Origin of the sequence: Massilia sp. Leaf139 (assembly GCF_001424165.1) — a bacterium.
GTDB lineage: Bacteria > Pseudomonadota > Gammaproteobacteria > Burkholderiales > Burkholderiaceae_D > Telluria.
In genome coordinates, this window is sequence record NZ_LMOJ01000001.1 from 536,139 (window position 1) to 548,512 (window position 12,374).

9 protein-coding genes and 1 tRNA gene are annotated in these 12,374 nt (G+C 69.5%); 1 reads left to right on the plus strand and 9 read right to left on the minus strand.

Features of this window, described 5'->3' with window-relative positions:
- Positions 1–79 precede the first annotated feature (79 nt).
- Positions 80–1,678 carry an amidase gene (locus ASF77_RS02405; protein WP_056333872.1) on the plus strand — a complete coding sequence of 533 codons (1,599 nt, stop codon included), beginning with the start codon at positions 80–82 and terminating at the stop codon, positions 1,676–1,678.
- A 50-nt stretch (positions 1,679–1,728) separates the two neighbouring features.
- On the opposite strand, the gene ASF77_RS24480 is transcribed toward ASF77_RS02405, so the two are convergent.
- The 9 genes from ASF77_RS24480 to ASF77_RS02450 form a co-directional block, all read right to left on the minus strand.
- On the minus strand, positions 1,729–2,208 hold the full coding sequence (locus tag ASF77_RS24480) for a TssQ family T6SS-associated lipoprotein (protein WP_082493510.1): 480 nt from the start codon (positions 2,206–2,208) through the stop codon (positions 1,729–1,731).
- 10 nt (positions 2,209–2,218) lie between these two features.
- Positions 2,219–3,745: a hypothetical protein gene (locus ASF77_RS02415; RefSeq protein ID WP_056333875.1), complete on the minus strand. Its 1,527-nt coding sequence runs from the start codon at positions 3,743–3,745 to the stop codon at positions 2,219–2,221.
- 193 nt (positions 3,746–3,938) lie between these two features.
- Positions 3,939–5,345, minus strand: coding sequence for an ATP-dependent RNA helicase DbpA (dbpA, locus tag ASF77_RS02420; RefSeq protein ID WP_056333878.1), 1,407 nt, complete (start codon positions 5,343–5,345; stop codon positions 3,939–3,941).
- 28 nt (positions 5,346–5,373) lie between these two features.
- Positions 5,374–5,607, minus strand: coding sequence for a hypothetical protein (locus tag ASF77_RS02425; RefSeq protein WP_056333881.1), 234 nt, complete (start codon positions 5,605–5,607; stop codon positions 5,374–5,376).
- Between the two features lie 68 nt (positions 5,608–5,675).
- Positions 5,676–5,752 (minus strand) — tRNA-Met (locus tag ASF77_RS02430).
- 65 nt (positions 5,753–5,817) lie between these two features.
- Positions 5,818–6,969 carry a class I SAM-dependent methyltransferase gene (locus tag ASF77_RS02435; RefSeq protein ID WP_156648699.1) on the minus strand — a complete coding sequence of 384 codons (1,152 nt, stop codon included), beginning with the start codon at positions 6,967–6,969 and terminating at the stop codon, positions 5,818–5,820.
- A 1-nt stretch (position 6,970) separates the two neighbouring features.
- Positions 6,971–7,180, minus strand: coding sequence for a hypothetical protein (locus ASF77_RS02440; RefSeq protein ID WP_056333887.1), 210 nt, complete (start codon positions 7,178–7,180; stop codon positions 6,971–6,973).
- An 87-nt stretch (positions 7,181–7,267) separates the two neighbouring features.
- Entirely contained in the window at positions 7,268–11,029 is a 3,762-nt protein-coding gene (locus ASF77_RS02445) for an AAA family ATPase (RefSeq protein WP_056333890.1), read from the minus strand.
- On the minus strand, positions 11,026–12,267 hold the full coding sequence (locus ASF77_RS02450; RefSeq protein WP_056333892.1) for an exonuclease SbcCD subunit D C-terminal domain-containing protein: 1,242 nt from the start codon (positions 12,265–12,267) through the stop codon (positions 11,026–11,028). Before ASF77_RS02450 ends, ASF77_RS02445 begins: the two co-directional genes overlap by 4 nt.
- Positions 12,268–12,374: the final 107 nt, after the last annotated feature.

Here is a 12,374-nt window from a genome sequence, read left to right on the forward strand (position 1 = left end):
CTGCGCTCCCGCTGGAAATGGTGCTGAAGAGAAAGCACTGCTATGCTAATGCTTTACTAATAAATAAGATGGGGACAGCATGGATCGCAGGGATTTCGTTCGACTCGGCGTAGCAGCCGGCGCCGTGGTGGGCGTGGCGGGGAGCGTGGCGGCGGCGCCGAAAGCGGCGACAGGCGCCGACGACCTGCTCGAGGCCGGCGTGCGTGAGCAGGGTGCGGCCATGGCGGCCGGCAAGACGAGTTCGCAGCAACTGGTCAAGCGCTACCTGGCGCGCATCGCCGCCGTCGACAAGGCCGGCCCGCGCCTCAATTCCGTCATCGAACTCAATCCCGACGCACTCAAGATTGCCGCCGAACTCGACCGCGAGCGCGCGGCCGGCAAGCTGCGCGGCCCGCTGCACGGGATTCCGGTGCTGTTGAAGGACAACATCGCCACGGGCGACAAGATGAGCACCAGCGGCGGCTCGCTGGCGCTGGACGGCGTGCGCGCCACCCGCGACGCCTTCGTGACGGAACGCCTGCGCGCCGCTGGCGCCGTCATCATCGGCAAGACGAATCTGTCGGAATGGGCCAACATGCGCTCGACCAATTCCGTCAGCGGCTGGAGCGCGCGCGGCGGCCAGACGAAGAACCCGCACGCCCTCGACCGCAACACCAGCGGCTCGAGCTCCGGCTCCGGCGCGGCCATCGCCGCCAGCCTGGCCACGCTCGCGGTCGGCACCGAGACCGACGGCTCCATCGTCTCGCCAAGCTCGAGCTGCGGCATCGTCGGCCTGAAGCCGACCCTGGGTCTGGTCAGCCGCAGCGGCATCATCCCTATCGCCCATTCCCAGGACACGGCCGGCCCGATGACCCGCAGCGTGGCCGACGCCGCCCTGATGCTGGCCGCCATGACCGGCGTCGACGGCGACGATGCCGTCACCAAGGAGAGCCAGGGCAAGGTGGCCGACTACGCCGCGGCCCTGCGCCTTGACGGCCTGCGCGGCAAGCGCATTGGCGTCGCACGCAATTTCTTCGGCGGCAGCACGGCGGTCGACGAGGTGGTCGAAAAGGAACTGGCCATCCTGAAGGCGCAGGGCGCGATCCTGGTCGACGTCAAGGTGCCGAACACCAACAAGTACAACCAGACCGAGGTCGAAGTGCTGCTGTGCGAATTCAAGCCGGATCTGGCCGCCTACCTGGCTGCCTATGCGCCGCATGCGCCGGTCAAGAACATGGCCGACGTGATCGCCTTCAACGAGAAGAATGCGGCGCGCGAAATGCCGCATTTCGGCCAGGAGCACCTGATCGCCTCGCAGCAGAAAGATGGGCTCGACTCGAAAGCCTACCGCGAGGCGCTGGCGAACAACCGCCGCTATTCGCGCGAAGAGGGTATCGACAAGATCATGCGTGAGGAAAAGCTCGACGCCTTGGTGGCGCCGACCGGCGGCCTGGCCTGGCTGACCGACTACATCAACGGCGACCACTACGGCATGAGCTTCTCGTCGCCCGCTGCCGTGGCCGGCTATCCGCACATCACCGTCCCGGCCGGCTTCGCGCATGGGCTGCCGGTGGGCATTTCCTTTGTGGGCGGCGCCTACAGCGAGGCGACCCTGATCGGCATGGCCTATGCCTACGAGCAGGCATCGAAGCGCCGTCGGGCGCCGCGCTATCCGGCCTCGGTCAACCGCAAGGCCTAAACAATTGTTTGGGCGGAGCCAACATTTGTTTGCTCCATCTTCCTTGAAGCTCAGCCGCGCTTGGCGCGCTCGAAAGCCGGGCCCCACAGCGGGTGGCCCTGTTCGCCTGCCTCGAGCGTGAAGTCCGGATCGATCTTCAATGCCTTTTCGAAGGCCTGCTCGCACTGCTTCGGACGCGAGGTCACGCAATAACTGAAGGCCGTGTACTTCAGCGCCGCGACGCGGATGCGTACCGGCGAGCCGTTGCGGATGTCGTTCGAATTCAGGCGCTTGATGGCCCCGTTGAAATCACCCTCGTTGTACAGGCGGATGCCTTCGCGCAGCGCGGCCTGGTCGCGTCCGGGCTGGGTGTCGCCTTTCGGCTCGCTGCGCGCGGCCGGGCGGTCGTCGTCCTGAGCGGCACGCGGCAGCGTGCGCACATGGGTGCGATCCGGCTTGCGCTCGAACAGCGGCGCCAGTTCGGCGCAGCCGGCCAGCAGGGCGCTTGCCAGGAGGGTGGCGAGCAGCTTGGGAGGAAGGGTTCGGGACATGGCTGCCTCCTTATTGGGCTTGCGCCGTGAAATCGTGTTCGATGACGCCCGACTCGCGCGCACCCGCGTCGACCGTCATGGTGTGTTCGGGGAAGTTCGGGTTGGCGATCCGGATCGTGTGGGGGCCCGGCGCCAGCGTCAGGCGCTTGATCGGCGGACTGACGCCGCGGTCGACGCCGTCGACATAGACAGTGCCCCAGGGCTTGATCAGGAGTTTATAGGTGGTGCCGTTGACGACCGCGCCAGCGGCTCCTGTGCCCGCTGCCGCCGGCATGACTGGCGCTGCCGTGACCGGCAGGCCCGGTTCGGATTCCGGCGCCGCGCCTGTGGTGGCGTCGAGCGGACTGTCGGCCGGCTGCGCACCCGCCGGCTGGTCGGTCGCAACGGCCTCGGCTGGCGGGGCGACGACGGTCTCGCCGGCATCGAGGCCGGGCGCGCGTTCGGCCGGCGGCAGGCTCAAAGGCATGACGTCGCGCGCATCGTTCTGCTGGAAGTAGGAGACGAGGGCGCCGCCGGCCGCCAGCACGACGATGGCGGCGCCGGCGATCATGCCCCAGCGCTGGGCGCGGCCGCTGCGGCCCGCGGCGAGGCGAGCCTGGGTGGCGCCGGCCGGCTGTGCGCCCGGCGGGATGCCCGCGGACGGCTTGCGCGGTGCGGCGCGCGGCGCTTCGGCACTGGCCTGGGGCGGCGGCGGTGGCGCAACATGTTCGGTGGCACGCGGCGGCGGTTCGCCGGCTGACTGGCTGGCAGGCTTGCGCAACATGCCGGCTTCGGTTTTTTCGCGCAGGCTGAGCGGTTCGGCCGGCGTCGGCTCCAGGTTGTCCGGCACGGCGGTCTCGGGAGCGGCGATCGCCACCGGCTCCGGAACCGGATTTTCGACGGGTGCGGGCGCGATGGCTGGCGCGGAGAAATCGCCGCCGTGCGCATCTTCGTTCGGCGGTGAAACGGTCTCCGGGGCATCCACGGCGGGCGGCGGCGCAACGCTTTCGACGGGCGCCGTAGTCTCGGTCTGCCCGACGGGTTCAACAAACTGTTCATCATCGCCCTGCCGCACAGCCGGCGCCAGCACCCCGGCCGAGGCCTCGACACCCAGCAGGGTGCGCATGGCGTCGACCGTCGCCGGACGCAGCCTGCGGTTCGGCCCCAGGCAGGAGTCCAGCCCCTTGGTGAGCTGCTCGCTGTAGTTGTCGTACAGGCGTGGCCCGAGGGGGCCTTCCGGCGGCAGCTCGGCCGTGATGGCGTAGTGGACGACCAGCGCCAGCGCGTGCAGGTCGGCCGGGAGATCGGAAGAGGGGGCCGCGTCCTCGGCCGCCGGCAGCAGCAAGGCTTCGCCATTGGCCAGCATGACCAGCGTGTCGGGCGTGATCGCCCGGTGCGGCGCGCCGCTCGCGTATTGCCGCTCGAGCGAATCGAGGGTGTGGCGCAGCAGATTGCGGCACCAGGTCTCGTTCACCAACGCCGGCGTGTGCTCGACGATGTCGCGCACCGGACGCCCGTCCGCGAACGGGGTGTAGATCGTTGTATTCTGGCTGGTCATTTTGCTAAACGTTTATTTTTAGCAAAACTATGCCAGATTTACAGCATCTGTGTTTTCAACGAATCAATCGTGCGCGCCGGCGCGCCTGGCCGCCTCCCATGCGGCGTTGCACCGTCTCGCCGTACTAGCGTACTGTCTTCGACGATGCGCCTTGCCTGAGAGGCAGCCAGGCGCACCGGCGTCTGTAATATAGTTAGACGTCCAGGAAACGCATCTTGAAACTGCGCCCCTTGAAGCTGCCGAAGTCCGGCCCCAGCTTGTTGCCGCCGTTGAGCTTCCGGTAAGCGGCATCGGCCACGTCGCGCGCCAGCGCCACATAGGTCTGGAACTCGGTGACGTTGATCTTGCCGACCTGTTCCTTCGTCAAGCCGGCGTCGCCCGTCAGCGCGCCCAGCACGTCGCCCGGACGCAGCTTGTCTTTCTTGCCGCCGGCGATGATGAGCGTGACCATCGGCGCCGGCTCGGCCGGCAGCACCGAGTCGCCCAGGTCGTCGACCTTGTACCAGGAGACCGGCGCGTTCTGGTATTCCTCGATCGCGCGCACCCACTTCTTTTCGTTCGGCGCGCACAGCGACAGGGCTAGACCCGTCTCCTCGCCGCGGCCGGTGCGGCCGATGCGGTGCACGTGGACTTCGGCGTCCTTCGAGACGTCGACGTTGATCACCGCTTCCAGGTTGGCGATGTCGAGGCCGCGCGCGGCGACGTCGGTGGCCACCAGCACCGAGCAGCTGCGGTTGGCGAACAGGATCAGGATCTCGTCGCGCTCGCGCTGTTCGAGTTCACCGTACAGGGCGAGGGCCGAGAAGCCCTGGTCGCGCAGGGAGTCGGCCAGTTCGCGGCAGTGCGCCTTGGTATTGCAGAAGGCCAGGGTCGACACCGGCTTGTAGTGGCGCAGCAGGCGCGCCACGGCCTCGTCGCGGTTGTCGAAGCCGACCTCGTAGAAGCGCTGCTCGATCTTGGAATCGTCGTGCTGGCTCTCGACCGCGATCTCGACCGGGTCGACCAGAAAGCCGGCCGTGGCGTGGCGGATGTCATCCGGATAAGTAGCCGAGAACAGCAGGGTCTGGCGGCGCTGCGGGCAGGCGGACACGATGCCGGCGATCTCGTCATAGAAACCCATGTCGGTCATGCGGTCGGCTTCGTCCAGCACCAGGGTCTGCACTTTCGAGAGGTCGATCGTCGCGCGGCCCAGGTGATCGCGGATGCGCCCCGGGGTGCCGACCACGATATGGGCGCCGTGCTCGAGCGAGGCGATCTGCGGGCGCATGGCGACGCCGCCGGTCAGGGTCAGGATCTTGACGTTGCCGACGCCGCGCGCCAGGCGGCGCAATTCACCGGCCACCTGGTCGGCCAGTTCGCGCGTCGGGCACAGCACCAGGCCCTGCACGGCGAACCAGGCCGGGTTCAGTTTCTGCAGCAGGCCGATGCCGAAGGCCGCGGTCTTGCCGCTGCCGGTTTTCGCCTGCGCGATCAGGTCGCGGCCCTGCAGCACCGAGGGCAGGCTTTCGGCCTGGATCGGCGTCATGCTGTGGTAGCCGAGCGTGTCGAGGTTGGCGAGGAATTGCGGTGCCAGCGGCAGCGCGGAGAAGGAAATGGTCATGCGGCCTCCAGCCGGGTAAAAGCCGGAGTCAGGAGTCCGGCGCCCAGACCGGCAAGCCGGTCAAATCAAGTTTATCGTCGCGGCGCCAGACGGGCAGGCCGGTGGTGTCGGTTTCTTCGAGCAGGGGAATCTGTTCCTGCTTCATGCCTGTGCGGCGGGGACGGGGTGCACGTTTCGACTCGGGCTGAGCGACGGCTTCGAGCGGGGCGGCCGGTTCGAAACCCGGCAGGTCGATCGTGGCGTTGTCTTTCTTGTCTCTCATCCGGCGTCGCTGGGCCCAGAAAACAAAAGCCCGGCTACGAGAGTCGGGCTTCTTTCAATACGAGTGTTTGGTTGCGGGGACAGGATTTGAACCTGTGACCTTCGGGTTATGAGCCCGACGAGCTGCCAGACTGCTCCACCCCGCAGCGCTATTGTACTGCTTCGTGCGCCAGGATGCAAATGCGGGGGGAGTGCCCGGTGATTTCGGGCTTTACGCGACGCGCAGGCGCCACAGCGAAGTCACTTCCTGCGAGCGCGCGGCATGCAGCGGATCGTCGGCGTCGCTTGCCTTCGCATGGGTCGGACGCACGTTGTGGCGGCCGGCGACGGCCAGGCCCGCGGACGCGATCCAGCCCAGCAGCTGCTCGCGCGAACGCAGGCCCAGGTGCTCGGCCAGATCCGACAGGATCAGCCAACCTTCGCCGTTGGCTGTCAGGTGCGCCTTCAGACCGGCGAGGAAGCCGCGCAGCATGCGGCTGTCCGGATCGTAGATCGCGTATTCGATGGCCGAACTCGGCTTGCCCGGCAGCCAGGGCGGATTGCAGACGACCAGCCCGGCCTGGCCCTCGGGGAAGAGGTCGGCCTGAATGACCTCGACCTGCGCGTCGAGGCCGAGGCGCGCGATGTTCTCGCGCGCGCAGCCGAGCGCCCGCGCATCCATGTCGGTGGCCACCACCTGCCGCAGGCCGCGCCGCGCCAGCACGGCGGACAGCACGCCGGTGCCGGCGCCGATATCGAAGGCGGTCGTCGCGCCCTGCGGCAGCGGCGCCTGCGCCACCAGCTCGACGTATTCACCGCGCACCGGCGAGAACACGCCATACCAGGGATGGATGCGCGCATCGAGCGCGGGAATATGCACGCCCTTGCTGCGCCACTCATGCGCGCCGATCAGTCCCAGCAGCTCGCGCAGCGAGACGACGAAGGGCTCGGTCGCGGCACCATAGGCTTCATTGCAGGCCTGGCGCACGTCGGGCGCGCGCCGCAGCGGAATCGCGTAATCGGCATCGAAGGGAATCAGCAGCATCGCCAGTGTGCGCGCGCGCTGCAGCTGCGCCAGGCGATGGCGGTGGAACTGTTCGGTCAGCGTCGGCGCGGCCGCACCGGCTTTGGCTCCGCTGTTTGCACGTCTTGCGCGCGCCGGCTTATGATCGATGCGGCGCGCCAGCGCCTGCACCAGCTGGCGCGCATTCTGGAAGTCGCCGCGCCAGAGCAGGGCGGTGCCGTCCAGCGCGAGGCGATACGCGGTATCGGCCGCCATCGTGTCGTCGGCGATCACGACCTTTTTAGGCGCCGGCCAGCCGCTCTCCGAACGCCACAGCGCCGAGCGCCGCTGGCCGCCTTCTTCCCATTCGATGCGCGTCATCTCAATGATGGTGATGCCAGTTGCCGTCGCCCGACTCGAGGAAGGACTTCACCGCATCCGGATTGCCGGTCGCATGGCGGCGCACTTCGCCGCAGCCGCAGATGCCCTGGTAAGGCTGGATGTGCGAGCAGGCCGAGACTTTCTGCAGGTAGACGGTGACGTTTTTCGCGCACTGGGCGCATTTGAAGGTGAGGGTGCGGGCGGGTTTCATGTGAAATTGGCGTGAATGTGCAAAGGGCGTCATTGTACAACGCTGGTTTTGTCGGGTGGGCACTCCGTGACCACCCGACAAAACCCGTTACGTGCCGACCGATACCGCGCTGCTGCCGCCGCCCGTCGGCCGCACCTGGATCTTCGCCGCGATCCGCTCCGTCATCTCCTGCACGTGCGAGATCACGCCGACTTTCCTCCCCATCGACTGCAGCGCGTCGAGGGCGTCCATGGCGACGCCGAGGGTGTCGCTGTCGAGCGAGCCGAAACCCTCGTCGATGAAGAGCGACTCGACCCGCACCCGGTTCGAGGACAGCGAGGCCAGGCCCAGGGCGAGGGCCAGCGAGACCAGGAAGGATTCGCCGCCCGAGAGCGAGTTGACCGAGCGGATTTCGCCGCCCATGTCCTGGTCGCGCACCATCAGCGCCAGCGACGGGGCGCCGGCGTTGTCGACGCGTTCCAGGCGGTAGCGCCGCGCCAGCTGGTTCAGGTGGCTGTTGGCGTAGCCGAGCAGGACGTCGAGCGTGAACTGCTGGGCGTAGTTGCGGAACTTCTTGCCGTCGGCCGAACCGATGAGTTCCGACAGCCGTCCCCAGCGCGCCTCGATCGCCTGCTGGCGCTCGATCTCGGCCAGCATCGACTGCGCCTTGGTGCGGCGCTCGTCGTCCTGCGCGGCCTGCAGGCGCAGGGCGGTGGCCCGTTCGTGCACGGCGCTGCGCTCTTCCAGCACGGCCTGCAGGGCGTCGGCGACGGCGGCGCCGTCCTGCATCGCGCCGTCGGGCGAGGCGCTTTCCTCGTGCAGGGCGCGCTGGTTCTTGCGCTCGGCCAGCACGACAGAGGCGCGGGCCAGGGCCGCGTCGAGTTCGGCCAGCTCGCTGCGCTCGGCGGCCAGCCAGGCGGCGCCGACGTTCAGCAGGCTGGCCAGCTGCGCCTGGCTTTCCACCGGTTCCAGCTCGCCGTGGTGGGCGGCATAGTCCTCGATCCAGTCGGCCAGGCGCGCCGCCGCGTCGCGGGCGTCGTCCTGCAGCGATCCGATGCGTTCCTGGGCCTGCGTCAGGGTGCTGCGCACCTGCGTTTCACGCTGGGCCGCCTCGGCGGCGACCAGCTGGCGCGCGGCCAGCAGCTCGCGCGCGCTCGTCACCGCACTGCGCAGCGCCGTCTCGACCTCGGCCACGGCGCGGCCTTCGAACAGGGCGGCGCGGGCCGAGCGCCGTTCATCGAGTTCGGCTTCGCTGCGCGCACTGGCTTCCTGCGCCGCCGCCGCTGCCTCTTGCGCATGCTCGGCGCGCACGGCGGCCTCGCGCTGCGCCGCTTCCAGCGCCGCCAGGGCGGCGCGCTGCTCGGCCAGCTGCTGCGATTGCGCCGTCCAGGCCTGCGCTTCGGCGGCGCGCGCCGCCTGCCACTGTTTCGGATTGCGGCGCCACAGCGCCTGCCAGCCGTCGCCGTTCGACTCCACCAGCACGGGATCGAGTTCGGCCAGTACGGCATCGACCGCTGCACGATCCCGCTCGAGCTGGAGGGCGATCGTCTTGTGCTCGTTCTCGAGCGTGACGAGCGCCGCCTGTGCCTTTTGCGCGGCCTCGCGCTGGCACAGGTGTTCGGCCGTCGCCGCCTCGAAAGCGGTTTGCGCGGCGGCGCGCGCCTGGGTGGCGCGCCGCGCATCCTGCTCGCGCGCATCGATGGCGGCGAGCGCTTCGCGCACCGTGCCCGACTGCGCCTCGAACCAGGGCTGGCGTTCGCCCGCGGCCGGCGCCTCCATCGACACCGGATTGGCCGCCCACGCTTCCTCGAGTTCGCCGAGGTCGGCGGCCAGTGCCCTGCGTTCCTCGTCGAGGGCTCCCAGGCGCTCGCCGCCGGATTCCAGCTGGGCGCGCCGGGTCGCCTGCTCGGACAGGTTGCGCTGCACTTCGGCGCGGCGCTCGTTCACCTGCGTGCGCAGCAGCTCGAAGACGGCATGCAGGCGCGCGTCCTGGTGGGCGTAGGGGTGGGCCTCGCTGCCGCAGACCGGGCAGGGGTCGCCCTCGACCAGGGCGCCGCGCAGCGCCTCGACATTGTCGGCGCAGGCCAGTTCGGCGGCGGCGAGTGCATGCTCGGCCTGGGTGGCAGCGCCGGCCAGCTGCGGCGCGGCGGCCAGCGCCGCCGCCAGCGCGGTCTCGGCGCCGGCATGCCCGCTGCGTATGCGTTCGCGTTCGGTGTCGAGCTTGGCCAGGCGTTCGCGCGCCAGGTGCAGGCCCTTGGCGATGCGGGTGGCGGCCGCCAGTTGTTCGCGGCGCGCCTCGAAACGCTGACGTTCGGCGTGCAGAGCCTCCGGATCGAAGCCGGCCAGCGCGGCGCTTGCCGCCTGGCGCGCAGCATCGAGTTCGGCGATGCGGGCGGCTGCCCGTTCGGCCGCTTCCAGCGTGGCCTGGGCGGTGGCAGCGCCGTTCACGCGGGCGCGGTCGGCTTTCGCCAGCGCGGCCAGGTTCGCCTCTTCGAGCGCGGCGGCGTTTGCGGCTTGGGTGAACAGCTTGTCCCAGCGCAGCCACTGGCCGGCCAGGGCCGCGTGCTTGCCGTGCGCCGCCAGCCAGCCGGCGCTGCGCGCCTCGGCTTCGCGGGTCTGGCCGAGCCGCGCCTCGGCCTCGGCCAGCAGGGCCCGCGTGCGCACCGCCTCGGCCGCGGTCGCGTCGCGCCGCTGCGCCAGTTGGGCATGGGCGCCGGCCAGGGTGCCGATCGTCGCGTCGAGCGCCTTGGCCGCGTCGAGCCGGGCGGCGGCGTCCAGCTGCGCGCTTTCCGCCGCTTCCAGCGCGGCGCCGGCTTCCTGCACGCCCTGGACAGCCTGGCGCGCCGCTTCGGCAGCGCGCGCCAGTTCTCCCTGGCCGTTGGCCAGCGTCGCCTCGATCTGCACCCGCTCGGCATCCAGGCGCGCCAGTTCCGCCATCAGCGGACGCGCGGCCTGCACCGCGTCGAGCATGGCCAGGCGTTTGCGGCGCTCGGCCGCGCTTTCCACCCGCGCGCCCGCTTCGGCCAGCAGGCTCTCGGCTTGCCCTTCGCTCTGGCGCAGGCGTTCGCGTTCCTGGTGCCAGCGCAGCTGCGCTTCGAGCAGGGCGCGGCGCACGTCGACGGCCTGCAGCGCCACGTCGGCGGCGGCGCGCTCGGCGTCGAGCTCGGCGCGCGTCTCCTGCGCCAGCGGCGCGTGGTCGGCCAGGCGCGAAGTCAGGCGCCGCACGGCATCCTGTTCCTGCTTGTAGCGCTCGTAGGCGCGCCTGGAGATCTCGCTGTAGACGGCGCTGCCGGTCAAGGTCTCGAGCAGCTCGCCGCGCTCGTTCTCGTCGGTTTTCAGGAAGGCGGAAAATTCGTTCTGCGCCAGCAGCACCGAGCGCGTGAACTGTTCGAAGGAGAGCCCGATGCGCGCCGCGATCTCGAGCTGCGCCTCGGTCTTGGTGCCGCCCAGCGCTATCCCTTCGGGCAGGCGGTGCAGGGTCATGTTCGAGGCCTGCAGCAGGCCGCTGACCTTGTTGCGCGAACGGCGCACGCTCCAGCGCGCGCGGTAGTGCACGCCGTCGTTGCCGATGAAGTCGACTTCGGCATAGCCTTCCGCGGCGCCGCGGCGCAGCAGGTTGCGCGCGTCGCTGGTCGAGACGGATTCGCCGCCGGCATCGGGCAGGGCGCCGCGGCTGCTGCGCTGCTGCAGGCGCGGCGTGTTGCCATATAAAGCCAGGCAGAGGGCGTCGAGCAGGGTGCTTTTACCGGCGCCGGTCGGGCCGCAGATGGCGAACAGGCCGGAACTGGCCAGCGGCTCGCTCTCGAAATCGACGCAAAAGTCTCCCGCCAGGGACGCCAGGTTGCGTCCCGCGATCCGCAGAATCTTCATGCGCGCTCCGCGTCGCCGGGCAGCATCAGTTCGGCGAAGGCCGTCAATTGCTCGTTGGGGGCGTCTTCGCCGAAGCGCTGCTGCCACAGGCGGCGGAAGATGTCGTCCGGCTGCAGCTGGGCCAGCTGGTCGAGGGTCAGTGCGTCGGCGCCGTCCTCGCGCGTGACGACCTTGCGGGTCGGCTCGATCTTCGCCAGGCGCACCGGCTTGCCGGCAATGGCGGCCTCCACCTGGGCGCGCAGGCTCGGCTCGGGGCCGTCGAGCAGCACCCGCACTTCCAGGTAGGGACGGCATTGCGGCGGCAGCTCCGGGTCGAGTTCGAGCGCCTCCAGCGCGGCCAGCACGTCCGGCAGCGGCGCCGGCTTGGGCGGCACGCGCAGCAGCTCGACCGCGCGCGGCACCAGCAGCGGCGTGACTTCCTTCGCCACCGGGCCGTCGAGGTCGATGCGCAGCACCTGGTGCTGGTAGCCGACTTCCGCGAAGGACAGCGGCAGCGGGCTGCCCGAATAGCGCAGGTGCTCCTTCTTGCCGACGCGCTGGGCCAGGTGCAGGTGGCCCAGCGCCGCGTAGGCGATCTCGGGCGCGAACATCGAGGCCGGCAGCGCCTCGGTGCCGCCGATGACGATGCGGCGCTCGGAATCGTTCGAAGACTGGCCGTCGACCATATGGCAGTGGCCCATGGCCAGGATTGCCTGGTGCGCTTCGCGGCGCGATTGCGCGAGGGCGAAGGCCTGTTGATAGAGCAGGGCGATGCCGTTCAGGTAGGCGTCGCCTTCGACCTCCGCCTTCGGTACGTCGCCCGGACGCAGGAAGGGCACGCCCAGGCACCAGGCCCGGATGTCGCCCGCCTTGTCCTTCAGCGGCACGACCAGGCGCTCGAGGTCGATCTCGCCGTCGCGTCCGCGCACCACGTTGCCGATCACGACCGTGCCATGCGCTTCCAGCAGCGGCCCCGGCGCTTCCAGGCGGCTGGGCGAGTCGTGGTTGCCGGCGATGACGACGATCTGCAGGTGCGGCGCGCGCGCCTTGGCCCGCTGCAGGAAGCCATACAGTTGGCGCTGGGCGCTTGATGACGGATTGGCGTTGTCGAAGATGTCGCCTGCGATCAGGAGCGCGTCGGCCTCTTCTTCGACGAGCGTGTCGAGTAGCCAGTCGAGGAAACACTGGTGTTCGTAGCTACGGTCGTAGTTGTGCAGGGTCTGGCCGAGGTGCCAGTCGGAAGTGTGCAGCAGCCGCATGCGGAATCTGGGGAAAAGAGAGATGGAGATCGGCTGCACTATAGCGCAGCTGGGCCGGCGCTTCAAAACGCGCTGCAAAAAAATTCCGGCAGGACATGCGCGGCTTG